The 24,388-nt window shown below is 67.6% G+C and carries 23 protein-coding genes and 1 tRNA gene; 5 read left to right on the forward strand and 19 right to left on the reverse strand.

The genetic code is table 11. The features are described from left to right. The first annotated feature begins 70 nt into the window (after window positions 1-70). Window positions 71-463: a hypothetical protein gene (locus A9975_RS31075; protein ID WP_183036092.1), complete on the forward strand. Its 393-nt coding sequence runs from the start codon at window positions 71-73 to the stop codon at window positions 461-463. A gap of 78 nt (window positions 464-541) precedes the next feature. Continuing rightward, a complete protein-coding gene (locus tag A9975_RS31080; protein ID WP_183036093.1) occupies window positions 542-1,108 on the forward strand; it encodes a DUF1415 domain-containing protein in 567 nt (188 codons plus the stop codon). 82 nt (window positions 1,109-1,190) lie between these two features. On the opposite strand, the gene A9975_RS31085 is transcribed toward A9975_RS31080, so the two are convergent. Continuing rightward, window positions 1,191-2,078 carry an SAM-dependent methyltransferase gene (locus A9975_RS31085; RefSeq protein ID WP_150986257.1) on the reverse strand — a complete coding sequence of 296 codons (888 nt, stop codon included), beginning with the start codon at window positions 2,076-2,078 and terminating at the stop codon, window positions 1,191-1,193. A 187-nt stretch (window positions 2,079-2,265) separates the two neighbouring features. Continuing rightward, window positions 2,266-3,219: a bestrophin family protein gene (locus A9975_RS31090; RefSeq protein WP_183036094.1), complete on the reverse strand. Its 954-nt coding sequence runs from the start codon at window positions 3,217-3,219 to the stop codon at window positions 2,266-2,268. Window positions 3,220-3,517: 298 nt separating this feature from the next. Here A9975_RS31090 and A9975_RS31095 point away from each other — a divergent pair, with 298 nt between their 5' ends. From A9975_RS31095 to A9975_RS31105, 3 genes are all read left to right on the forward strand, one after another. Next, entirely contained in the window at window positions 3,518-5,197 is a 1,680-nt protein-coding gene (locus tag A9975_RS31095) for a DUF342 domain-containing protein (protein WP_255504127.1), read from the forward strand. A 290-nt stretch (window positions 5,198-5,487) separates the two neighbouring features. Continuing rightward, window positions 5,488-5,997, forward strand: coding sequence for a DNA-binding response regulator (locus A9975_RS31100; protein WP_255504129.1), 510 nt, complete (start codon window positions 5,488-5,490; stop codon window positions 5,995-5,997). A 251-nt stretch (window positions 5,998-6,248) separates the two neighbouring features. After that, window positions 6,249-8,309 carry a gamma-glutamyltransferase family protein gene (locus A9975_RS31105; protein WP_183036095.1) on the forward strand — a complete coding sequence of 687 codons (2,061 nt, stop codon included), beginning with the start codon at window positions 6,249-6,251 and terminating at the stop codon, window positions 8,307-8,309. Between the two features lie 248 nt (window positions 8,310-8,557). On the opposite strand, the gene A9975_RS31110 is transcribed toward A9975_RS31105, so the two are convergent. The 17 genes from A9975_RS31110 to A9975_RS31190 form a co-directional block, all read right to left on the reverse strand. Next, window positions 8,558-9,121, reverse strand: coding sequence for a hypothetical protein (locus A9975_RS31110; RefSeq protein ID WP_183036096.1), 564 nt, complete (start codon window positions 9,119-9,121; stop codon window positions 8,558-8,560). A 468-nt stretch (window positions 9,122-9,589) separates the two neighbouring features. Further along, window positions 9,590-10,459, reverse strand: a complete 870-nt coding sequence (locus A9975_RS31115; protein ID WP_183036097.1) for a transcriptional regulator — start codon at window positions 10,457-10,459, stop codon at window positions 9,590-9,592. A 606-nt stretch (window positions 10,460-11,065) separates the two neighbouring features. After that, window positions 11,066-11,141, reverse strand: a tRNA-Thr gene (locus A9975_RS31120). 126 nt (window positions 11,142-11,267) lie between these two features. Beyond that, window positions 11,268-12,716 (reverse strand): amino acid permease, encoded by a 1,449-nt coding sequence (locus A9975_RS31125; RefSeq protein ID WP_183036098.1) that lies wholly within the window; start codon window positions 12,714-12,716, stop codon window positions 11,268-11,270. A 101-nt stretch (window positions 12,717-12,817) separates the two neighbouring features. Further along, a complete protein-coding gene (locus A9975_RS31130; protein ID WP_183036099.1) occupies window positions 12,818-13,831 on the reverse strand; it encodes an amidohydrolase family protein in 1,014 nt (337 codons plus the stop codon). Next, on the reverse strand, window positions 13,828-14,376 hold the full coding sequence (locus A9975_RS31135; RefSeq protein ID WP_183036100.1) for a 3-hydroxyanthranilate 3,4-dioxygenase: 549 nt from the start codon (window positions 14,374-14,376) through the stop codon (window positions 13,828-13,830). Before A9975_RS31135 ends, A9975_RS31130 begins: the two co-directional genes overlap by 4 nt. A 73-nt stretch (window positions 14,377-14,449) precedes the next feature. Then, on the reverse strand, window positions 14,450-14,872 hold the full coding sequence (locus A9975_RS31140) for a RidA family protein (RefSeq protein ID WP_183036101.1): 423 nt from the start codon (window positions 14,870-14,872) through the stop codon (window positions 14,450-14,452). Window positions 14,873-14,888: 16 nt separating this feature from the next. Then, window positions 14,889-15,659 carry a 2-keto-4-pentenoate hydratase gene (locus A9975_RS31145; RefSeq protein ID WP_183036102.1) on the reverse strand — a complete coding sequence of 257 codons (771 nt, stop codon included), beginning with the start codon at window positions 15,657-15,659 and terminating at the stop codon, window positions 14,889-14,891. Further along, on the reverse strand, window positions 15,656-16,762 hold the full coding sequence (dmpG, locus tag A9975_RS31150) for a 4-hydroxy-2-oxovalerate aldolase (RefSeq protein ID WP_183036103.1): 1,107 nt from the start codon (window positions 16,760-16,762) through the stop codon (window positions 15,656-15,658). The genes A9975_RS31145 and dmpG overlap by 4 nt, the downstream gene beginning before the upstream one ends. Next, complete coding sequence (locus A9975_RS31155; protein WP_183036136.1) at window positions 16,759-17,724, reverse strand: acetaldehyde dehydrogenase (acetylating); 966 nt, start codon at window positions 17,722-17,724, stop codon at window positions 16,759-16,761. Before A9975_RS31155 ends, dmpG begins: the two co-directional genes overlap by 4 nt. 2 nt (window positions 17,725-17,726) lie before the next feature. Further along, window positions 17,727-18,560 (reverse strand): 2-keto-4-pentenoate hydratase, encoded by an 834-nt coding sequence (locus A9975_RS31160; RefSeq protein WP_183036104.1) that lies wholly within the window; start codon window positions 18,558-18,560, stop codon window positions 17,727-17,729. A gap of 3 nt (window positions 18,561-18,563) precedes the next feature. Next, a complete protein-coding gene (locus tag A9975_RS31165) occupies window positions 18,564-20,033 on the reverse strand; it encodes a 2-hydroxymuconic semialdehyde dehydrogenase (protein ID WP_150986244.1) in 1,470 nt (489 codons plus the stop codon). Window positions 20,034-20,186: 153 nt separating this feature from the next. After that, on the reverse strand, window positions 20,187-21,155 hold the full coding sequence (locus tag A9975_RS31170; protein ID WP_183036105.1) for a LysR substrate-binding domain-containing protein: 969 nt from the start codon (window positions 21,153-21,155) through the stop codon (window positions 20,187-20,189). Window positions 21,156-21,291: 136 nt separating this feature from the next. Beyond that, the gene (locus tag A9975_RS31175) at window positions 21,292-22,404 is read right to left on the reverse strand and encodes a tripartite tricarboxylate transporter substrate binding protein (protein ID WP_255504130.1); all 1,113 of its coding nucleotides are present in this window, start codon (window positions 22,402-22,404) and stop codon (window positions 21,292-21,294) included. Window positions 22,405-22,473: 69 nt separating this feature from the next. Beyond that, entirely contained in the window at window positions 22,474-23,058 is a 585-nt protein-coding gene (locus A9975_RS31180) for a malonic semialdehyde reductase (RefSeq protein ID WP_183036106.1), read from the reverse strand. Continuing rightward, window positions 23,055-23,468, reverse strand: coding sequence for a RidA family protein (locus tag A9975_RS31185; protein ID WP_183036107.1), 414 nt, complete (start codon window positions 23,466-23,468; stop codon window positions 23,055-23,057). The genes A9975_RS31180 and A9975_RS31185 overlap by 4 nt, the downstream gene beginning before the upstream one ends. After that, on the reverse strand, window positions 23,465-24,379 hold the full coding sequence (locus tag A9975_RS31190) for a dihydrodipicolinate synthase family protein (RefSeq protein WP_183036108.1): 915 nt from the start codon (window positions 24,377-24,379) through the stop codon (window positions 23,465-23,467). The genes A9975_RS31185 and A9975_RS31190 overlap by 4 nt, the downstream gene beginning before the upstream one ends. Between the last annotated feature and the right edge of the window lie 9 nt (window positions 24,380-24,388).

The following is a 24,388-nucleotide window of genomic DNA, read 5'->3' on the forward strand; positions in this document are numbered from 1 at the left end:
GGATTATATAGGGCAGGGGCAACTGCTAATATCGCGCCTTCCCTCGTGCCACGGGTCTCCCGCGCCTTCCATGCCCTTGCCGTTCCGCTTGTCGTTGCCTCTTCCCGCCGCGCGGGCCTTCGTGCCGGTCTTGCTGGGCTTGCTGGGTCTTGTAGCCGGCATGCACCCCGCGCTCGCGCAGGAAACCGCGCAGGGGTTGCAGGAAAAGGCGATGAAAGGCGATTTCCTGTCCCAGCGCAACCTCTCGTACTGCCTGCAGTCCGGGTGCCTCGGGCTCGAGCGTGACCGCGTCAAGGCCTGCATGTGGCGCAAGGTGATCGTGCTGTCTGGCGAGCGCCATGTCACCGACCTGGACTCCGCCAACCTGGAGTACGTCTGCGCAAAGCTGAGCACGGCAGAGCGCGATGCGGCCATGCGCCAGGCGGACGCGCTGGCCAGGCAGATCTACGGGCCGCGGCGCTGAGCGCCTTTGCCTGCTTGGGCGGGAGGCTAAAATAGCGGTTTGGCGCGTTTAGCGCCGTTCCCTGCGTCACGCATCGCCATGCCCATCGCTTCGCCATCCAGCCAGTTCATCGTAGACACCACCCAGCAATGGCTGGAACGCGCAGTGATCGGCCTCAACCTGTGCCCCTTCGCCAAGGCCGTGCACGTGAAGCGGCAGATCCGCTACACGGTGAGCGATGCCACCGATACCGAGGGCGTGCTCGCCGATCTCGAAACCGAGTTGCGCACGCTCGCCGATGCCGACCCTGCCGAGATCGACACGACCCTGCTGATCGTGCCGCACGCGCTGGCCGAGTTTCTCGACTACAACGATTTCCTCTATTTCGCCGAGCGCTTGCTCAAGAGCCTGCGCCTGGCGGGCATCCTGCAGATCGCCAGCTTCCATCCGCACTACGAGTTCGGCGGCAGCGAGCCGGACGACATCGAGAACTACACCAACCGCGCGCCTTACCCCATCCTGCACCTGCTGCGCGAGGACAGCATCGCGCGCGCCGTGGCGGCTTTTCCCGATGCGTCGGAGATCTATGAGCGCAACCAGGAAACCATGCGCCGGCTCGGCCACGATGGCTGGCGCAAGCTGATGACCGAAGCCAGCGGAACATAAAAAACGCGCCGTTGACGCGCGTTGACGCGGCGCGTTTGAGCTTGCGCACAGCAGCGCGCCATTGGCTTGGCGCGAGCCAGCTTCAGCCGGCAGCAGCCGGCTCCTGCGTATAGAAGCGCGCTTCCATCTCTTCCAGTCCCAGCGTGCGCAGCACTTCGTTCAGCCGCTCGGCCGGGCGGCGGCGCGGCAGGTCCTTGTACTGCGCGATGATGAGCTCGTTCTTCATCGAGTGTTCCCAGCCCACCAGCTCGGTCACGCTGACCTGGTAGCCATGCGCCTCCAGCTGCAGGCAACGCAGCACGTTGGTCACCTGGCTGCCGAATTCGCGCGTATGCAGCGGGTGGCGCCAGATCTCGGTCAGCGGATTGCCGGCCAGCAGCTTGCCCTTGTTCTTGCGCAGCACGCCCGCCACCTCGGCCTGGCAGCACGGCACCACCACGATGTACTTGGCGCGCTTTTCCAGCGCGAAACGGATCGCATCGTCCGTGGCTGTGTTGCAGGCGTGCAGCGCGGTGACGATGTCGATGGTGGGCGGAAGCTGATCGGAGGTGATCGAATCCGCTACCGACAGGTTCAGGAACGACATGCCCTTGAAGCCCAGCCGGCTGGCGAGTTCCTGCGAGCTGCGCACCAGCTCTTCGCGCGTCTCGATGCCGTAGATGTGCGACTGGTCGAGCTGCGCCTTGAAGAACAGGTCATACAGGATGAAGCCGAGGTAGGACTTGCCGGCGCCGTGGTCGACCAGCGTCACGTCCGGGTGATCCTGCTTGAGGTCTTGCAGCAGCGGCTCGATGAACTGGAACAGGTGGTAGACCTGCTTGAGCTTGCGGCGGCTGTCCTGGTTCATCTTGCCATCGCGCGTGAGGATATGCAGCGCCTTGAGCAGTTCGATGGACTGGCCGGGACGGATTTCGTGGGGGCTGGGCGCCGGTGCGGCGGGCGTCTTGGACGCCGGGGACTTCTGGGCCATCTGGGATGTCTGGAACCTGGGGAAAAGCGGTGAGGCGTGCGCCAAAGCCGGACGACGCTGCGCCGGTACAGCGGCAGTTTACCGAAAGTCGCGCTTGCCCGGGCGAGTGGTGCAACCGGCGCATGCCGGCGCCGCCTTGCCGGCCCCCCTGAAGAGGCCCCCTAAACAAGCCCCCTGAACAGGCCCGCTATAGCAGGCAGTAATCCACCGGCACGAGCGGAGGCGGCAGCTCGGTCTCGCCCAGCGCTTCCTTCATGCCGATTTCGATGGCGCGGCAGAGCGCATCGAGCGGCAGGTCGTTGGCGCTGGTGCCGAACGGCTCTTCCAGCTCATCGCCCAGCGCATCCAGGCCGAAGAAGGTGTAGGCCACGATGGCCACTACCACGGGCGTGACGAAGCCGATGGTATCCACCAGCCCGAACGGCAGCAAAAAACAATACAGGTAGGCGGTACGGTGCAGCAGCAGCGTGTACGAGAACGGGATGGGCGTGTTGTGGATGCGGTCGCATGCCACCGCCGTGGCCATCATGGCCGACAAGGTGTCGTCGATGCCGGCGGCGAGGCAGGGCTCGACGCGGTGCTGCCGCACGCACTGGCCCAGGTCTTCGCCCATGCGCATCATCAGCAACGCGGGCGCATTGGTGGTGCGCTGCACGTCGGCGAGCTCCGCCGGGCGCAGCCACGCGGGGTCCAGGCTGGTGGCGGCGCTGGCGCCGCGCAAACGGTTGCGCAGCGCGTACGCGTAGGCAATCGTGCGGGAGATCATGCGCACGCGCGCGTCGTTCAGGCCCGCTGGTTTATGGCCGGCGCTGTCCGGCACGTTGTCCGCGATCAGGCTGAGGCATTGCCGTGCCAGGTTGTGGCTGCGCACCACCAGCTCTCCCCACAGCTTGCGCCCTTCCCAGAAGCGATCGTAGGCGGCGGTATTGCGAAAGCCCAGGAAGATGGCCAGCGGCAGGCCGATCAGCGTGAAGGGGATGGCCGTGAGCGTGATCTTGTGCGCGAAGAACGCGCCGTGGCTGAGCGTGACGGCAACCGCTACCAGCAAGTTCACCAGCAGCACGCGCCAGATGCGCGACAGGATCGAGCCTCGCAGGACCAGGAACAACCTCGGTCCCGATGGGCGGTCTCGCACAATCATCTGTGATCCCCTGGCATTGCGGCACGGCGTTCCGTCGATGGGCAGAAGTGTACATTTTTCGCCTCGGGCGGTGGGGTGCGGGCTGCGGCGCGGCTCAAGTTTTCGGCGAAACGGCCGATGGTGTTGTGTGCGTCGGAAGGGACCAAGATCCAGCGGCGCATCAATGACATCCCCGGCTTCAAGGGCCTGCCTTGCAGGCCATGGGCACCGGGCGGCCGCGCCATGGCGCAGCGGCGGCGCGGCACTGCCGAGGCCGGGATTGCGGACGACCCCGAGGACGGGGCGGAGCCGTCCGGACATGATCCATCAATGGAACAACCGAATGGAAAACCGGGGACAAGACACAGGGGACGGCGGCTTACGGGTTAGCCTGGACGACAGCGCGCGGCAGCTGCGCGCGGCGTATGCCGCCATGCCGGGCCGCATGGCGCCGGACCGCGCCGTGCTGCAAGAGGCGCTGGCCAGGGGCGGCTGGGCGCTGGCGAAACTGGACACCGCCGCAATCGGCACCTTTCTCGCGCAATGCCAGCGCGCCACCGAGGGGACGCCCGTGGAAGCGCTGATCGGCGAGCTGACCGACGGCTACTTCGATCTCAGCGTCAGCAGCGACAACCTGAGCGTGCGGCTCAACCTGCTGCCGCCGCAAGGCGGGCGCGAGGTGTCACGGGACGAGATCCGCGCCGCGCTGGCCGAGCGCGGCATCAAGGCCGAGCCGGACAGCGCCGCCCTGCGTGGCGCGGTCGAGGCGGGATATTGCGACGGGCTCGAGATTGCCACGGGACGCGCGCCGCTGCCCGGCATGCCGGCGCGCTTCGAGAGCCTGCTGGCCCCTCCCAAGCCGCTGGTGGCCGAGGACGAAAGCGGCCGCATCGACCTGCGCGACCTGGGCACGCTGTTGCTGGTCAATCCCGGCACGCCGCTGATGCGGCGCATCCCGGCACGCCAGGGCAGCGACGGCATTGATGTCTTCGGCAAGGTCGTGCCCGCCGTGCCGGCCGCCGATCCGCCATTTGCGGACGGCTTGAGCGGCGTGGCGCCGGATCCCGCCGATCCGGAGGTGCTGGTGGCGGCGATCTCCGGCTCGCCGTCCTTGTCGGCGCAGGGCGCATCGGTGAGCCCGGTGGTCGATGTGGAAGCGGTGGACATGCATTCCGGCAACGTCACTTTCGACGGCACGCTGCGCGTCAACGGCGATATCAGGACCGGGATGACCGTGCGCGTGACCGGCGATGTGATCGTCACCGGCACCATCGAGGCTGCGCATGTGGAGGCGGGCGGCAATGTGGTGGTGAAGGGCGGCATCATCGGCAAGGCCGAGGGCACGCATCAAGGCACACAACAGGGCGCCGAGGGCGTCGCGCTGGCACGGGTGACCTGCAAGGGCTCGCTGCATGCGCGCTTCATCGAAAGCGCGGTGGTCGAGGCCGGCACCGAGGTCAAGGTGGAAAGCGGCATCCGCCAGAGCGACGTCTGCGCCGGGCGCAGCATCATTGCCGGTAGTCCCAAGGGGGGCCAGGGCAACATCACCGGCGGGCGCTGCCGTGCGCAGCTGGCTGTGCGCACCGCCACCCTTGGCGCCTCCGCGGGCACCGCCACCACCGTGCAGGTGGGCACCAATCCCTACGCCGAAGCCGAGAAGGCCGAGCTCGAGGCCCAGCGCCGCCAGCTGGAGGCGGAGCAGGCCAAGGTGCAGCAACTGGTCAGCTTCTTCGCCAAGAATCCCGAGAAAGCGGTGGGCGACCTGCGCGAGAAAGCGCGCGCCACACTGTTCAAGCTCACCCGCGACTCGATAGCGCTCGACGCCAGGCTCGCCAAGCTTGCCGAGCAGCTTCGCCCGTCTCCCGAGGCGGTGATCGAGGTGAGCCGGCGCATCCACGGGGGTTGCAGCCTGCATATCGGGCAGAAGTCGATGAAGATCATGGAGGACAAGCCGGGCGGCCATATCCGGCTGGTGGAGGACCGCATCGCGCTGGTCTGAGTCACCCTCGCTTCCCGTCGCACGCCGGCCGCCGCGCTCTTGCGCGGCGGTTTTGCTTGTGCCCTGCGGAACAATATGCGGAACACGTTACGTGACGCGTAACATGCCCCGGCCCCGCCCGGGCCGCGCCGCCCGCCTTCCGCGCAAGCGGCAATCCCTTGCGCCGTAAGGCCTGGCGGCCTGCCCAGCCGCGCGCGAGAACCCGCGTTGGCGGCTGGCACGTGCCTTGCACCGTACCCTGTCAGGCGTCCCCGCTGGCGCCGTTCCAGAAAAAAGCAAAAGGAGGAATCATGGACATGGCACTCACCAGCCGGGCAGGCGTAGACAGCATCACCGCGCGAGGCGTCTCGCCGGGCGTGCCATCGGCCATGTCGGCGCGGCAGGTTGCCAGGCTGCCGCTAGCGTCGCATGGCACGGCGCCGCTCAGGGCGGTGGTGATCGACGAATGCGCGCTGCTGCGCCTCGGCCTGGCCCGCATGCTGGAGAGCATGCCTGGCGTGGAGCAGGTGGACGGCGTGGATCCCGACGATCTCTTCATGCACGGTACGACGATCCGCGAGGCCGGCTTGCTGGTGTTTGGCATGCCGCAGGACGTGACCAGCGGCTGGCGCCTGCTGCGCAAGCTGCGGAGCATGCTGCCCGCCCAGCGCGTGCTGCTGCTGTCGGACAATATGTGGCTGCACATGCCGCCGCCGGAGATGGGCTACGGCATCTGCTGCTGCCTGCCCAAGACCGCAGCCCTTGTGACCCTGGAAGCCGCCATCAGCAGCATGCTCGAAGCCGAAGTGCTGGCCGCCTGAGCTGCGCTTCAATCCACGGGGGCAGGGCGTCAACATGTCCATGCCACCGACAGCCTGATGCGCATCTTGCAGCACTCCCAAGTATGAACCACGTTCACATGTCTGTAAATCCAGACATGTAGCTATTCAGAATCGTGAATGGCAGGTCTATGTTGATCCTTCGTCACAACCGCTCCCCCATCAGCGGCGGTTGCGGCGATCGACGAGGGAAGCGTCGATTTTCTGAAGCCTCAACATAAGACAGGAAGAACATGCCAAAAGCTGCTCACGAAGCGGTGACCTCGCCTATGGATCCGGCCGGCCCCCGATTCACGCCGACCCGGCTGGGCGCCATCGCGCTCGCCTCCTTGGCGCTGACCCTGGGTGCCTGCGGCGGCGACGATCCCGTTGCTGCCACCCCGGCTTCGACCACCCCGACGGTGGTCGCGGGCTGCGAACTGAACGGCACCACCGGCGGCGAAGCCGTGGTGTTGCCGGGCGACCCCAACGCGCCGGAGATCGCCACCGGCTATGCGCCCAAGAATACGGTCTACGCCAAGACCTATATGGCGGTGACCAACAACCCGGTCTCGACCAAGGCCGCCTGCGACGTGCTGAAGAACGGCGGCACGGCAGTGGACGCCGCGGTAGCGGCGCAGATGGTGCTCAACCTGGTCGAGCCGCAATCCTCCGGCATCGGCGGCGGCTCCTTCATCATGTACTACGACGCGGCCACCAAGCAGGTCACCGCCTACGACGGGCGCGAGATGGCGCCGGCCGCCGCCGACGGCAACTATATCCAATGGAAGTCCGCCGCCGACCAGACTACGCCGGCACCTAACGCGACGCACAGCGGCCGCTCCATCGGCACGCCCGGCACGTTGCGCGTGCTGGAGCTGGCGCACGGCGAGCACGGCAAGCTGGCCTGGAAGGACCTGTTCTCTCCCGCCATCAAGCTGGCGACCGATGGTTTCCCGATTCCGCCGCGCATGGCTGCCGCGATCGCCTCGGCGGTCAGCAACCCGGTGACGGCCCCCAGCATCAAGCGCGACGCCGAGATGGCCGGATACTTTCTCAATGCCGATGGCACCCCGCGCGCGGTCAACACCATCATCAAGAACCCGGCGCTGGCCAATGTGTTCAGCTCGGTCGCCAGCGGCGGCGCCGATGCGTTCTACAAGAACGGCCCGATTGCCCAGGCGATCGTCGCCAAGATCCAGAACACTTACGGCGGCACCGCCACGCCAGGCCTGACCACGCTGGCCGACCTGGAGAACTACGTCGCCAAGAAGCGCACGGCAGTTTGCACGACGTATCGCGAGTACGAGATTTGCGGCATGCCGCCGCCGTCCTCCGGCGGCATCGCGGTGGCGCAGATCATGGGCATCATCGAGAACTACGAGATGTCGCGCTATGCGCCGTCGAACATGGACAAGAACGGCGGCCGCCCGAACGTGCTCGGCGTCCACCTGATGGCCGAGGCAGGCAACCTGGCCTATGCCGACCGCAACAAGTATGTGGCGGATACCGACTTCATCGGCCTGCCGGGCGGCACCTGGGAAAGCATGCTGAACAAGCCTTACCTGCGCAAGCGGGCGGACCTGATCAGCACGGTGGGCTCCATGACGCTGCCGGTCGCCGCGGGCGACCTCGGCGCCGTGCCGCTGGCCCCGTCGGTCATCAACGAGCACGGCACCACGCACCTGTCGCTGACCGACAAGTACGGCAACGTCGTCTCGATGACCACCACCATCGAGGCCGGCCTCGGCTCGTATCACTTCACCAACGGCTTCCTGCTCAATAACCAGCTGACCGACTTCAACGCGGCACCCGCCGATGCCGGCGGCGTGCCGATCGCCAACCGCGTGCAGCCGGGCAAGCGCCCGCGCAGCTCGATGGCGCCCACGCTGGTGTTCAAGCGCAATGCCGACGGCTCGCGCGGCGACTTCTACATGACCACCGGTTCGCCGGGCGGCGCCAGCATCATCCAGTACGTAGCCAAGACCCTGGTGGGCGTGCTGGACTGGAAGATGGACGCGCAGCAGGCTGTGTCGATGATCGACTTCGGTGGCTCAAACAGCGCCGCCAGCGGCATGATGGTCGGCGGCGAGCATCCCAACGTGGATGCCACCAAGCCGGCCGGCGGCCTGGCCGGCGACAACGATCCGCTGGTCAAGGGCCTGCGCGGGCTCGGCCACGTGGTCAACGTGACGGCGCAGTCCAGCGGCTTGAGCGCCATCATTCGCACCACCGTGGGCGGGTCGACGGCACTGGTCGGCGGGGCCGATCCGCGTCGTGAAGGCGTGGTGCTGGGCGATACGTTCAAGCCATAAGCCATAAGCCATAAGCCGGAACGGAAGGGTTTGCGGAAATTTCTCTGCATGCATTGGGAAGTGGCTGATTGGTTGATGCGGCTCCGCTCGCTAAAGTAGTCACTTACCGCTCTCTCCCCGGGGGTGGTTTTCCCGAGAGGGCCTAATCCCTTGGCCCTCCTTCCGTGGCGCTGCATGCTCTTGCATGCGGCGCCTTTTTTTTCCGCCGTCCCCTTACCCTTCCCTCTGCCTTCCCACCACGGAGTCGCCTACCAGACCCGGATCTTGAGTTGCAGCGAGATGCAGCCATCCACCTTCCCCCGCATCGTCGGCACGTAGATCAGGTTCGCTCCCACGCGCCCATACTCGATGCTGATGACGGGCGCCGCCATTGGCGACCAGCCACCGTGATTGACATCCGGATATCCGCGCACCGCGCCCGCCGTGGCACCGATCCGCACCGGGCCAAGATGCAGAGGCTGCCAGGTGACGCTCGCATAGGTGGAGTGATAGCGCATGCTGTTGCGGTACTCGCCGGCCGACAAGGTGAAATCTTCGGTGATGCGGACATCCGCGCCGATGCCCCAGTTGGCCGCGTTGTAGTGCGCCGCATGATTGAAGTGGTAAGAGAGAAACCCAGCGTTCAGCCAAACCTGGGGGCTGAAGGCGGGCGCCGGCGTAGCCTGTGCCGGATCTGCCAGGGTGTCTGGCGGCGTGCTGTCATCCGCGCGGGCGGCGGCCGCCCACAGAGATGCGCCTAGCGCAAACACCATCAGGAGCTTGCGCGGAAAAAGGCGATACCTCGCCGCGCCAGGAACTGGATAAGCATCCATGGCCGCTTCCTTGTCGATTGTCTTGGCTGGGAGCTGGCTGGACGCGACGCGAATCGGCGTGCGGGCGCAGCCATCCTGCGCGAGTCCGGCGTGGCGCCGGCGGCCCTAGGTGGCGGCGGTGTGCATGATGTTCCCCGGTTGCGTGGCAAGTGCGAACGCGTACCGCGTGCTGCGCGGCCGCTTCGTCATCAGTCCCGGCGGCCAATTGGATCGGCGGGCCGGTCTTGTATTTATCGTGTTACCAGTCTGGTGCTTCGGCGCGAGGGATTCAATCCATCGAATGCCGTAAGCCTATGGAGGGGATTGGAGGGCAAGCGGATGTCAACGTTCCGGTATACGGCACGTTCCGCGAGCTTGCGCAGGCAGGCAGGGGGAGGGTTGATATGCCGCTGGCGGCTGCCATGCGGCAGCGCCAGGGCATGGCGCAATCAGGCAAACACGCGTTTGACGATGCGCGCTTGGGTCAGGTCATACGGCAGACGCGCTGGCGGAACCAGCCTGGCTGTGCGTCATCGTGCGCCAGGCCAGGTGCGCGGTGCCGGCGGGCGGCTCCGCACGCATGGCTTGCGCGCGCACATCCGGAAAATCCGCTGCGTCGAGCCAGACCGACAGGAAGGCGCCCATCGCGTCGAGCAGCGTGTCCGAGTTGATGCCGGTCGGCCCGCCCACCTTCGGGCAGATAACCAGGTGGGTGCCCTCGTGCGAATACACGCGCAGCGTCTTGACCAGGTCCGCCGGCTGCAGATGATGCTCCGAGCAGGGCACGCCCTGGAAGCCAAACGCCAGCAGGAACTCCTCTTCCTCGGCCTGCCCCGTGCAGAGAATCACCTTGGGACGCATGCGCCGGCGCTGCTCCGCGATAAAGCGGAAGCGCCCGCCCTGGCGGCAGAACTCCACATAGCGCCAGTTCGGGCTGAGGCACGGGTTGCGGCGAAAGGTCTCGATCTGCGACAGGTCCATCTGCTGCGGCTTGGGCAGGGGGTAGAGATTGATCTTGAACTCCCAGCCGCGCGGCGCGTAGAGGTACTGGTCGAAGTAGCCGCGCCAGTCCAGCCCCGGCATGGTTTCACGCAGCGTTGCCGCGCGCGTCGCCGCCATGATGCGGGCGAGGCGCTGGTGCGTTTGCCAGCGCGGCATGTCATGCCGGTGGCGCTCGCGGAATGCGCTGTCCCAGGCGGGCGGCTCATGCACCGGCGCCAGCGAGGCACCCGGCGTAGACGCCAGCAGGTGCGGCTCCTTATCGCATATCCAGACCGCCGCGCCGATGTTCCCCCCCTCCATGCCGGCGTACGAAGAGAAATACGCGTCCAACTCCTCGCTGCTGAAAACTGATGTCATTTGCTCTCTCATTCTTCGTGGCCCGTCATGCAAGTCCCTGTCGATGCGCGGCGCGCGACAGGGTTCCCCGAGTAGCGGCGGCATGGCGCTGCGCGCTCGCGCTTGAATGACAAGGACAAGCGCAATCACCGTGCCATCTGGCCGACGGCGCTTGCCGACGTGGCGCGGTGGTGGTGCGAGGTGGATGGGATCAGGCTGGAAGCCGCGCCAGATAAGGGATTGCGGGTGATCTGCCGATGACGGGGAACGGGACGGATACCGTGGGCCGCCGCGCGGGCGGATGGCGCGGCGGTGTTACGCGTTACGTAACGTGGGCGGTGTGGGGGAACGCGGAGGGTAGTGAGGGGAGGGGTGCTTGCGGTGTCGCTATCGTCGTAGCATTCGCGCACGCTATCGTTGTTCCTGGCAGGTAGGCGTGGAGCGTGAGGCTAAGGCCGCGTCGGCCTTCATGGCTCGATTCTCTGCATGTCTCGCCTTCGCATGTCTCGCGATTGCAGCCTGGCTTGCAGCTTGCGCCGCGCCATGCATCGCGGGTCGCCGGCAAAATCGCAGTGGACGCCAGAAAAGAAAAAAGCCCTTGAAATTCAAGGGCTTAGATCTAATTAATGGTGCCGAAGAGAGGAATCGAACCCCCGACCTTCTCATTACGAATGAGCTGCTCTACCGACTGAGCTACTTCGGCCCACCATCCGTCAACAACTGGATGAAGCCCGCAATCATAGCAGCGTTTTTTTTTGCTGGGAAGCCCCGGCGCAAATTTTTTGCCGGGAGTCCCCGCAGGCGCGCCGCCGGGTGGCGGCGCGGTCATTCAGGCGGCGTCGTTGGCGGGCAGTGGCGTGGGCTCGGCGCGATGGCGGAACCGGAGCAGGTAGGCCACGCTGAGCACTGCCAGGAAGGGGATGCCGGTGAGCAGCGTCATGCGGAAGGCGTCGGTAAACAGGGTGGTCAGCATGATGGCCAGCAGCATGCCGGCGCCTAGCAGCGTGAGCACGGGGAAGCCGCGCATGCGGAAGGCCAGGGGGCGGTTGCCGACGGCGGCCCATTGGCGACGGAAGCGGTAGTGGGTGACAAAGATCATGAACCAGGTGAAGAGGGCGCCGAACATGGAGATGGCCATCATCAGCAGGAAGGCGTCGCCGGGGTAGAACACGTTGAGGCCGGTAGCCAGTGCGATGCCGATGCTGGAGAGCAGCAGCGCGCGCACGGGGATGCCGCGCTTGCTGACTGCGCCGAAGCTGCGCGGCGCCTGCCCGGCGCGCGCCAGGCTGAACATGGTGCGGGTGGTGATGTAGAGCTGGCTGTTCATGGCGGACAGCGCGGCGATCAGCACGACGAAGTTGATGATGGCGGCGGCGCCCGGCACGTGAATGGCTTCCATCACCTGGACGAAGGGGCTTTTCTGCGCGCCGGCCTGGTTCCAGGGGACGATGGCGAGCATCAGCGCGAGCGTGAGCAGATAGAACAGGCCGAGCCGGATCATGGTGGAGCGGAAGGCTTGCAGCACGGCGCGCTCGGGGTCCTGGGCTTCGCCGGCGGCGACCGCGATCATCTCGATGCTGAGGTAGCTGAAGATCGAGACGATCACCGCGACCCACATGCCCCACAAACCGTTTGGCAGGAAGCCGCCGTGCGCCGTGTAGTGGTGGAAGCCGGCGCCGGCCGCGCCGCTGCCGGTGCTGCCGGGCGCGCCGAAGACGATGTAGGCGGCCACCAGGATAAAGGCGACGATGGCGATGATCTTGACCATCGAGAACAGGTACTCGACGGCGCCGAAGATGCCTACGCCGACCAGGTTGATCAGGATCAGCGCGGCGGAGAACGAGATGATCCAGAACCAGGCGGGCACCTGCGGGAACCAGTACCCCATGTAGAGCGCCACGGCGGTGACTTCGGTGCCGACCGCCAGCACGATGGAGGCCCAGTAGGCGTAGCGCACCAGGAAGCCGGCGAGCGGGCTGACATAGTGCTCGGCATAGGCGCCGAAGGAGCCGGAGGTGGGGTGGGCTACCGTCATCTCGGCCAGGCAGCCCATCAGCAGCAGCGTGACCAGTGCACCGATGGCGTAGCTGAGCAGCACGCCGGGGCCGGCGAAGCCGATGGCAAAGCCGCTGCCCATGAACAGGCCGGTGCCGATGGCGCCGCCAATGGCGATCATGGCGAGCTGAGCGGGTTTGAGGCTGCGGTGCAGGCCTTGCTCGCGCTGGACGATTTGCTGGAAGCCTCCGCTTGCGTGGCGTTGCCCGTTTCCTTGTTCCATGTCTCCTCCTTGGTTTGCCCGCCCACCGCCCGTGCCTTGTCGGGCACGAGCGGCGTCATTTGTGGCTTGTCGTTCGTTGCTTGTCGTTTGTTGTTCGTCGTTTATGACTTGCTATCCCCGAGCCCGAAGAATGCCGCTGCGTTGGCGCCCAGCAGCTTGCGGCGCGCCGCGTCGGCAAGATCGGTCGCGCGGATCAGCGCGCCGACCTGTTGCTCGCCGAGCGGATAGGGATAGTCCGAACCCAGCATCACGCGGTCCTCGCCCATCACGTCGACCAGCAGCTTGAGCGCGCGCGGGTCGAATACGGCGGAGTCCACGAAGAAGCGGTTGACATACGACGAGGGCGGGTGCGGGCAGTCCTCGCGCACGATGTCGCGATGGCGCCAGGCGTTGTCGACGCGGCCAAGCAGGAAGGCGAAGCTGCCGCCGCCATGCGCGAAGCACAGCTTGAGCGAGGCCGGGATGCGCTCGAACGCGCCGGACAGGATCAGCGACAGGATGCCGAGCTGCGTTTCTGCCGGCATCGACACCAGCCACGGCAGCATCCACTTTTTCATGCGCGGGGCGCCCATCATGTCCCACGGGTGCACCAGTACGGCAATGCCTTCGTTGGCGCAGTGGATGAGGAAGGTGATCAGGCCTTCGTCGTCGAGGTCGCGGTCGCCGAGGTGGTTGCCGATCTGCACGCCGACATGGCCTGCGGCCTTGGCGCGCGAGGCTTCGCGGCAGGCGGCGTCGATATCCTGCAGCGGCACCTGGGCCAGCGCCTTGAGCCGCGCGGGCCGGTGCGCGCACAGTGCCAGCGCGTAGTCGTTCATGCGCTGCGACCAGGGCACCGCGACGTCCGCCGGATAGCGGTAGCCGAACATCACGGGCGTGGCGCACATCAGCTGGATGTCGACGCCGCAGCGGTCCATCTCCTCGATGCGGCGCGCGGGGTCCCACAGCGCGGAGTAGACCGGGCGGAATGGCTGGTCGCCGGTCATGATCATGGCCGTGTCCGTGCCATTGGTCTGCAGCCAGGGCGCGGCGACGGGGTCAAGCGCCGCGGCCTCCTGGCGGGTGATGGGCGGGAAGAAGTGGCTGTGGATATCCACGACGCTGTTGGTGCTCATTTAGGGTCCTTGCTGGCCGGTGCCGAGGCACGGCCCGGATGCACCGTGCCGCATTGCCCGCAGCGGCGCAGCGCTGCGTTGTCGTAAAAGCCGGCAAACAGCGGCGGCAGGTCGGTGACGATGCTCTTGAGCTGCACCTCCACGCGGTGCACCAGCGCGCTGCACGCGGGGCAATACCACTCGAAGCCGTCCACCACGCCTTCGGGGCGCTGGCGCTCGATCACCAGGCAGCGGCTGTCGGCCTCGGGGCGTTGCGGGGAATGCCGCACGTGCGCGGGCAGCAGGAAAATGTCGCCCTCCTTGAGGTCCACTCGCTCGCGCTTGCCGCGGTCCATGATGTCCAGCCAGGCATTGCCCTTGAACTGGTAGAAGAACTCTTCGAGCGGATCGTCATGGAAATCCGTGCGCTGGTTGGGCCCGCCCACCACCGTGACGATGGTGTCGGCGTCCTGCCAGACCTGCTGGTTGCCCACAGGCGGCTTGAGCAGGTGCGCGTGCTCGTCCAGCCAGCGCGGGAAGTTGAGGGGCATGCCGTAGGTGAACATGGCGCGAGTCTCTTGTGCGGGTGAGGTTGCGATTGCGATGTCGGGCGTGCCGGCGCATCAGTGCATCAGTGCATCAGCGCGGCTGCGGCCGGTAGGCCACGGCCTTGATCTCGATGAGCAGATGCGGGTGCGGCAACTGATGCACGGCCACGGTGGTGCGGGTCGGGCCGTCGTAGTCGAAGTACTCGCCGTAGACCTCGTTGTAGCCGCCGAAATCGTTCATGTTGACGAGAAAGGTGGTGATCTCCACCAGGTCGGACAGATCGCAGTCGACGCTTTGCAGGATCGCGCGGATATTGAGGATCACGGCGCGGGTCTGCTCGCGGATGTCGAGCGCGGTCACGCCCATGGCGTCGGCGCAGGCGCCGGCGAAGCTGTTGTCCGCGCGGCGCGAGCTGGTGCCCGAGACGAACAGGAAGTCGCCGGCCCGCTTCACGTGCGGGAAGCGGCCGCGCGGGGTGGCCTTGTCGGTCAGGACTTTGGAAAGCGTAGTCATGCGTGGTCTCCGGTGGTCAGCGTGTGCTCAGTTCGACTTGCCCCAGCCGGCTCACGCGGGTGCGCACGTGGCAGCCGGGACGCAGCGGCTCGGCCGCGGTGGCAGCGCCGGCCATGATCAGCGAGCCGGCCGGCAGCACCATGCCGGCCCGCGCCAGCAGTTGCGAGGCCTGCACCAGCGCGCGCAGCGGGTTGCCGAGGATGGCCGCGGTAGTGCCCAGCTGCGCCGGGCGGCCGTCGATCTCGAGCTGCACGCCGCGGTTGGCCAGCGCGCAGTCCGGGCGCGACCACGGTCCCACCACCAGCGCGGCGGACGAGCAGTTGTCGGCGACCACGTCGGCCAGCGAGAACTTGAAGTTGCGATAACGCGAGTCGATGATCTCCATGGCCGGGGCTACCGCCTCGATGTAGCCGCCGGCATCGAGCAAGGTGAGCGGGCCGGCGATATCGCGTGATGTCAGGAAGCAAACCTCGGGCTCGATGCGCGGATGGATAAAGGCATCGAGCGCGAGCGCGGCGCCTTCCTCGCACAGCATCGCATCGGTGAGCTGGCCCCAGATGAGGCTGTCCACGCCCATCTGGACCATCTTGGCGCGGCTGGTGAAGCCGAGCTTGATGCCGATCGGTTGCTCGCCGCGCGCGTGGCGCAGCGCGATGGCGCCGGCCTGGATGGCATAGGCGTCATCGATGGAAAAGGGCGTGGCGCCGCCCAGCGGGTCGATGGCTTCACGCTGGCGCGCGGCGTCGTCGAGGCGGGTGGCGTACTGGGTAATCTGATCGGCAATCATGCGGCACTCGCGATCGGGTTGTGGGTGGGGGCGGCGCCGGGATGGGCGCCGGGATTGGCGGGATCGCGCTGGCGCAACAGGTCCAGCGCTACGTCCACGATCATGTCTTCCTGTCCGCCGACCATGCGGCGGCGTCCGAGCTCGACCAGTATGTCGACGGTGGCGATGCCGTAGCGCGCGGAGGCAGCCTCGGCGTGGCGCAGGAAGCTGGAGTACACACCGGCATAGCCAAGCGCCAGCGTTTCGCGGTCGACGCGCACGGGGCGGTCCTGCAGCGGGCGAACCAGGTCGTCCGCCGCGTCCATCAGCGCGTAGAGGTCGGTGCCGTGCGCAATGCCCGCGCGGTCGATCGCCGCGATGAAGACCTCCAGCGGTGCGTTGCCCGCACCCGCGCCCATGCCGGCGAGCGAGGCGTCCACGCGGTCGCAGCCGTGCTCCAGCGCCACCATGGAATTGGCCACGCCAAGCGACAGGTTGTGGTGAGCGTGCATGCCGGTCTCGGTGGCGGGATCGAGCACTTGCTTGAACGCATCGAAGCGCTCGGCCACGTCGCGCATCGACAGCGCGCCGCCGGAGTCCACCACGTACACGCACTGGGCGCCGTAGGATTCCATCAGCCTGGCCTGCTGCGCCAGCGCCGCCGGCGTGGTCATGTGCGACATCATCAGGAAGCCCACGGTATCCATGCCGAGCTTGCGCGCGTACTCGATATGCTGGCGCGAGATATCGGCCTCGGTGCAGTGGGTGGCGACGCGCACGGTACGCGCGCCGGCGTCGTAGGCCGCGCGCAGGTCGTGTATGGTGCCGATGCCGGGCAGCAGCAGCGTCGCCACGCGTGCGTGCTTGAGTTCCGCCGCCACCGCGGCGATCCATTCGAGATCGGTGTGCGCGCCAAAGCCGTAGTTGAAGCTCGAGCCGTTAAGGCCGTCGCCGTGGGCCACCTCGATGCTGTCCACGCGTGCGGCGTCCAGCGCGCGGGCGATGGCCACGGCTTGCGGCAGGCTGTATTGATGGCGGATGGCGTGCATGCCGTCGCGCAGCGTCACGTCCGACACATGGACTTTCTTCACGGCCTTGCCTGCGGGATGTGGTGCTGCGGTCATTGGGTTGCTCCTTGCGCACGTGCCAGCTTGTGCTCGGCCACGCGCTCGGCGGCGGCCAGCGCGGCGGACGTCATGATGTCGAGATTGCCTGCGTAGGCGGGCAGGTAGTGCGCGGCGCCTTCCACCTCCAGGAACACCGAGACCTTGAGGCCGGCCAGGTGGCCGATGCCCGGCAGCGTGAGCGGGCGCGCCGGGTCGACGCGCTCGAACTGGACTTGCTGCTTGAGCCGGTAACCGGGCACATAGGCGGCCACCTGCGCCACCATGCGCTCGACCGAGGCGCGGACGGCGTCCTGGTCGGCATCGGCCGCGGTCAGGCAGAACACCGTGTCGCGCATCAGCAGCGGCGGCTCCGCCGGGTTCAGCACGATGATGGCCTTGCCGTGCGCGGCGCCGCCCACTTCCACGATCGCGTTGGCGGTGGTCTCGGTGAACTCGTCGATATTGGCACGCGTGCCCGGGCCGGCCGAGCGGCTGGCGATGGACGCGACAATTTCGGCGTAGCGCACCGGCGCCACTTGCGACACGGCACGCACGATGGGGATCGTGGCCTGCCCGCCGCAGGTGACCATATTGATATTGGGCGCGTTGAGGTGGGCGTCCAGGTTGACCACCGGCACCACATAGGGGCCGATTGCCGCCGGGGTGAGGTCGATTACCTGGATGCCGTGCTTCTGCAGCACGGCGTTGTGATGCATATGGGCGCCGGCCGAAGTGGCATCGAAGGCCACGCGGATATCCGCGAAGCCGGGCATGCCAAGCAGCCCTTCGATACCTTCATGCGTGGTGGGCACGCCGAGGCGCTGCGCGCGGGCGAGGCCGTCGGAGGCGGCGTCGATGCCGACCATGGCGCCGACTTCCAGGTGCCGGCCGTGGCGCAGGATCTTGATCATCAGGTCGGTGCCGATATTGCCGGAGCCGATGATGGCTGCGCGCAGGCGCGTGCGGGATGGCTTGCTCATGCTCATGCGCGGGGCTCCTTGCTGGCCGGGGCGAAGCGGGTGGACAGGCGTCCCAGCCCTTCGATCTCCAGGTCGAGGACGTCGCCGGCGGCAACCGGCACCATGGGGCCCAGCGCGCCGGTCATGACGATGTCGCCGGCTTGCAGCGGACGGCCCACGCGCACCATGGTGTCGGCCAGCCACAATGCGGCGTGCAGCGGATTGCCCAGGCAGGCGGCGCCGGTGCCGAGCGAGACCTGTTCGCCACGGCGCTCCATCACCATGCCGCAGCCGATGAGGTCCAGGTCCGCCAGCTTGACGGGGCGCGAGCCGAGCGCGAACAGGCCGCTGGATGCGTTGTCGGCAATCGTGTCGGCCAGGCGGATATCCCAGTTGGCCACGCGGCTGCCGACGATCTCCGCAGCGGGCAAGGCGTAGGCGGTAGCGCGGATCAGGTCGGCGATGGTGTGGCGCTCATGCGCAAGCGGATGCGCCAGCACCAGCGCGATCTCGGCTTCGATCTTGGGCTGCAGCACGCGGCGCAGGTCGATCTCCTCGCCCTCGGCCACGGCCATGTCGGCGAACAGCATGCCGAAATCCGGCTCGCCCACGCCCAGCTGCTGTTGCACGGCGCGCGAGGTCAGGCCGATCTTGCGGCCCACCAGGCGGCGGCCTGCGGCGAGCCAGCGCTGCGTGTTGATCTCCTGCACCTGATAGGCGGCCTGCGGATCGGTTTCGCCGATCAGCGTGCGCACCGGCGCGCACGGCGCATGGCCGGCATGCGCCTGCCACAGCAGGTCGGCGGCCGTGCGGATGGCGGCGCCGGCGTTGGATGGTTGTCGGGTCTCGTTCGTCATGGCTCAGAGCTTGATGCAGATGTTCGCCACTTCCGAATAGAAGTCGAGCGAGTGGCGGCCGCCTTCGCGGCCCAGGCCCGAGAGGCCGACGCCGCCGAAGGGCGTGCGCAGGTCACGCAGGTACCAGGTGTTGACCCAGGTCAGGCCCACGCGCACCTGGCGCGCTACGCGGTGGGCGCGCGTCAGGTTGGTGGTCCACAGCGCGCAGGCCAGGCCGTAGGCGCTGTCGTTGACGCGGGCCACGACTTCGGCTTCGCTGTCGAACGGCGCGATATGGCAGACCGGGCCGAAGATTTCCTCGGTGACGCAGCGCGCGCTGTCGGGCAGGCCGGTCCAGATGGTGGGCGTCACGTATGCGCCTTCGTCGCGCGCATCGCCGAACACCGGCACCTTGCCGCCGCAGACCACGGTGGCGCCTTCTTCCACCGCGAGGCGGAAATACGACTCCACCTTGTCGCGGTGGCCGCGCGAGATCAACGGGCCCATGTCAACGCCATCGTCGCCGGGGTAGCCGAGCTTGAGCGCTTGCGTGCGCGCCTTGAGCGCCGCCACGAAGGCATCGAAGATCGGCCGCTCGACAAATACGCGCTCGGAGCACAGGCAAACCTGGCCGGCGTTGGTAAAGGACGAGCGCAGCACGCCCGCCACCGCGGCGTCGAAATCGGCGTCGGCGAACACAACCGCGGCGTTCTTGCCGCCGAGCTCGAAGGAGATTTCCTTCACGCCGTCGGCCACCGCTCGCATGATGGTGCTGCCAGTCCTGGACTCGCCCGTGAACGTGATGGCGTCGATACCGTCGTGGCGGGTGAGGAACTCGCCGGTGGAGCCGCCGCCGAAGCCGTGCAGCAGGTTGAACACGCCGGGCGGCACGCCGGCCTCGTGGATGACCTCGGCCAGCAGTGCGGCTGAGGCCGGGGTCTCTTCCGAGGGCTTGGCCACCACGGTGTTGCCGCATGCGAGCGCGGGCGCCACCTTCCAGGTCAGCAGCAGCAGCGGCAGGTTCCACGGCGAGATGATGCCGACCACGCCCACGGGCTTGCGCACGGTGTAGTTGAGCGCGCCCGCGCCATCCGCCGTGGGCGTCTCGTACAGTTCGTTGCCGGCGGTCTTGGCGAGGTCGGCGAAGGTGCGGAAGTTGGTGACGGCGCGCGCCACGTCCAGCGTGCGGGCCTGGTGCTCGGGGCGGCCGGTGTCTTCCACCTCGGCGGCCACGAACGCGTCGAAGCGAGCTTCGATGCCGTCGGCGATGCGGTGCAGCAGCGCGGCGCGCTGTTGTACGTCGAGTTGTCCCCAGGGGCCGTGCAGCGCGCGCCGCGCGGCTTGCACGGCGCGGTCCACGAGCGCCGCATCGGCTTCGCACACGTTGGCGACAAGGTGGCCGTCGACCGGGCAGGTGTCGGGAAAAGTGCCGGCGCTGGCGACGAACTCGCCGTCGATGTAGTGCCGGATGAGTGGAATGTTTTGCTTGGGCACGGGTTGGTCTCCGTGCTGCGCGGGGTGGGGGAAGGGTGCGCAGCGAGGACCAGTATATGGAGCGCCCCCCGGCCTTGCATAATGAAGAAGACGGCCCCAGGTATTCCAAAATGGCATGTCTGGAAGGGGCCAGGGTGGCCGGCTTCGGGGCGCTCAGCGCTCTTGCGACAGCGCGGCAGCTTCACGCAGGCAGGCGATGAAATGCGCGGCGGCGGGTGCCGGCGCGCGGTCCGCGCGCACCGAATAGCCGATGGTGCCAAAGCGCCCGATATCGCCCAGGTCGAGGATGGCCAGCAGCCCGAGGCGCACAAAATGATCGGCCACGTCGCGCGCCATCAGGCCGATGGCACCGAGATCCTGCATCAGCCCGATATTGGTCAGCAGCGAGAGCGACTCCACCAGGTTGGCGGGCACCTGCAGGCCGGCGTCGAGGAACATGCGCTCGGCGGCCAGGCGCGCGGGAGATTCGTTGAGCGGGAGGATCCACGGATGCGCGGCCAGTTCGGCCAGGCGCAGGCCGGCGCTGGTGGCCAGCGGGTTGTCGCGGGCCACCACCACGCACATCGCGGTGTCGTACAGCGCGGTGTGTGTGAGCGCGAACATGCGGGCAAGCGGCAGGTCGCTCTCCGGCAGGCGGCCGATGACCAGATCCAGCTCGCCGGTGGCGAGGGCGGGGAAGAGGCGGTCGGTGGGGGCTTCGCGCACCGTTACCAGGATGCCAGGGCGGCGCGTCTTCATCAGCGCGATGGTGCGCGGCAGCAGCCGCGCCGAGGCGGAGATCAGCGTGCCGACGATGACGTTGCCGGTGTCGCCCGAGCGGAAGCTGTTGAGCTCGTCGGTGAGGTAGCGCAGCTCGGCGATGACCGACTTCACGCGCTCGCCCAGCAGCAGGCCGTAGCTGGTGGGCACCACGCCGCGGTTGGTGCGCTCGAACAAGGGGACTTCGAGGTCTTCTTCCAGTTCCTGGATCGCCTTGGTGACGGCGGGCTGGGTCAGGCTCAGCTCACGCGCTGCCCGCACGATGGAGCCGGACTGCAGCACGCGATCGAAGATCAACAGGGGCTTGAGCTTGAGTCGGCGCAGCATCACGTCGCTCAAGGTAACGGTGGGACGGCTGGACATGAGGCACATTGCTTTGACCGCCTGGTGGGGCGGAAGACCATGCGCCGATTATAGGGTGGGCGCCGGTGCCGCCATATTGAGGTTTACCGCCGGCGCGGCTCGGGGCCGCGCCGGTGTGCCTGTCGCCGCTGGTCGCTTACTCCGGCTGGATGCCGGCCGCTTCGATCACCGGCTTCCACTTCTTCTGGTCCCGCTTGATGCGCTGCGCGAATGCCTCGCGCGTCTCACCCAGCGGGATGATGCCGGCCTTCTCCAGGTGCGCGCGGAACTCCGGCTCGGCGATGATCTTCTTCGCCTCGGCGCCGATCTTGTCCACGATATCGGGCGGCATCTTCGACGGGCCGACCAGGCCGTTCCACGTATCCACCTGGTGGCCGGGATAGCTCTCGGCGATGGTGGGCAGCGACGGCAGCTGCGGCAGGCGCTTGTCGCTGGATACGGCGAGCAGGCTGAGCTTGCCGGTGCCCGCGTACGGCATCACCTCGGACACGCTGGCGCTGTACAGGTCGATCTGGCCGGCCAGCACATCGGCCAGCGCCGGCGCGCCGCCGCGGTACGGCACCATCGTGGCCTGCACGCCGGCGCGGCTCAGGAACAGCAGCGCGGAGAGCTGGGTCAGGCCGCCGTTGCCGGCGTGGCCTACGTTGAGCTTGCCGGGGTTCTCCTTGCCATAGCGCACCAGGTCCGCCACGGTCTTGAAGTTGTGCCGGGTGCTGGCGGCGAGGATGAAGGGGTTGCCGCCGACGTTGACGATAGGCACGAAGTCTCGCACCGGGTCGTAGCGGATCTTGTTGGTCATCGGGGCGGTGACGATCTGCGTCATCGTCGACATGAACAGCACATAGCCGTCGGCCGGCGCACGCGCGACATACTCCGCCGCGATCAGGCCGCCCGCGCCACCGCGGTTGTCCACCACGAAGGGCTTGCCAAAGGTCCTGCCCAGGCGCTCCGCCAGCAAGCGCGCAATCATGTCGGTATTGCCGCCGGGGGCGAACGGCACCACGATGGTGACCGCACGCGCGGGCCAGGGCTCCTGCGCGTGGACCAGCGCGGGCAGCGCCGCCGCGAAGGCCAGTGCCAGGCTTGCGGCAAGGCGGCCGCCGAGTTTGCCTGCGATGCGCTTGCATGTTTTCGCCGTGCTGGCGGTTGGCGTTGGCGGCGCGATTGGCGGCGCGATTGGCAGCGCGATTGGCAGCGCGCCTGCTGCCCGTTGCGTCCATGTGCGGTGGACGCTGTGTGTCTTCATCATGTGTCTCCTCCGTGGTGGTTGCCGGCGTTCTTCGCTGGGGGAAGCGCCGCGCGCATTGTGTTCGGAAATCTACTCGATGCGGCAGGCCTGCCCAAACGCGAGCCGGGGCAGCCGTGGGAACAGGCGCGCAGGGTCGCCGCGGCCGAGGTTGCACAGGAAGTTGACGCGCCAGCGGCCATCGGGGAAGAAGGCCTGGTTGACGGCCCCGGCGTCGAAGCCGGAGAGCGGCCCGCAGTCCAGCCCCAGCGCGCGGGCAGCCAGGATCAGGTAGCCGCCCTGCATGGAGCTGTTGCGCATCGCGGTCTCCTGCGACAAGGCCGCGTTGGCGGCGAACATCTCGTACATCGCCGGGCGGTGCGGGAACAGGGCTTCGGCCAGCGCATGGAACTGCGTGTCGTAGGCGACGATGGCGGTGACCGGCGCCTGCATGACCTTGTCCACATTGGCGGGCGCGAGCGCCGGCAAGAGCTTGGCCTTGGCCTCGGGCGAGCGCGCGAACACCAGCCGCATCGGGCAGCAGTTGGCGCTGGTCGGGCCTTGCCGCACGAGCGCGTACAGGCGCTCCAGCGTGGCGTCGTCGATGTTGCCCTCAAGCCAGCCGTTGTGGCTGCGGGCCGCCATGAACAGGGTGTCGAGCGTGGCGGTGTCGATCATGCGGCCTCCTCTGCGCGCCATGCGGTGGCGGTGATCTCCACGCGCATGTCGGGGTGGGGCAGCGCGGCCACCGCCAGGCATGTGCGCGTGGGCACGGCGGCGGGGAAGTGGCGCGCGTAGGCGGCGTTGAAGGTGTCGTAGTCGGCCATGTCGATGAGGTAGCAGGTCATGGCCACGCAATCGGCCAGGCCCAGTCCCTCGCTGGCGAGCGCGCGCTCGATCTTGCCCAGCACGCAGTCCGTCTGCGCGGCAACGTCGTACACGCGCGTGCCGTCGGCGGCCATGCTGACGCCGGCGCAGCCATCGGCCGTGCGCGCGCTCATGCCGCTGACATGTACATGCCGCCCGGCGCGGCGGCTGGCCGTGTAGCGCGCCAGCGGTGGCGGATCCTGCCGCACCGGCGCGTTCATGCCGGCTGCGCCATGCCGCGCAGTGCCGGCATGGCGCTGGCCATGGCCAGCGAGAGCTGCAGGGCGGCATCGGCGGCGAGCGGCACCAGCGGCGGGCGCACATGGCGCCAGCCCGCATCGCCCGCCAGCAGCGACAAGGTGTGCTTGACGGCAGCCACCATCGGGAAGCGCTCCGCGGTCTTGCGCACCGCGGTGATGCTGTCGTTCAGGCGCGCGGCCTCGGTCACCGAGCCATAGGCCAGCGCGATATCGCGCGCGTTGATGTTGTTGGTGGCGGAGATGCAGCCGGCGGCGCCCAGCGCCAGGCTGCGCAGCATCAGGATTTCCGAGGCGGGGAAGATCGACAGCGTGGGGAAGCGTTCCAGCATCGCCACCACGTTGTCCCAGTCGCCGCTGCTGTCCTTCACGCCGGCGATCTGCGCGGGAAAAGCCGCCACCAGCCGCTCGATCAAGGACAAGGTGATGGGCACGCCCGACATGGCGGGGATGTGATACAGCACGACGCGCAGCGCGGGATCGTCCACGCGCTGGATCAGTTCGCGGTAGTAGGCGAACACGCCATCCTCCTGCACGTTCTTGAAGAAGAACGGCGGCAGCACCAGCACGCCCGCGCAGCCGCGGTCGATGGCATGGCGGGTCAACGCCACTGCGTCGCCAATGGCGCAGCAGCCGGTGCCGACCAGCACGCGCTCACCCGGGATGCCGGCATCGATCACGGCATCGACCAGCGCCATGCGCTCCTCGAAGGTTTCCGAGCAGGCTTCGCTATTGGTGCCGGAAATCGCCACGCCGGCGCCGTCGGCCACAAGGCGCTGGCAGTGCGCGACGAAGGCCGGCAGGTTGATCGAGAGATCGTCATTGAATGGCGTGACCACGGGCGCGAACACGCCGCGCAGTTTGTCTGCTGCCATGGGAAAGTC

Origin of the sequence: Cupriavidus sp. UME77, from assembly GCF_014170355.1 — a bacterium.
GTDB classification, from domain to species: domain Bacteria; phylum Pseudomonadota; class Gammaproteobacteria; order Burkholderiales; family Burkholderiaceae; genus Cupriavidus; species Cupriavidus basilensis.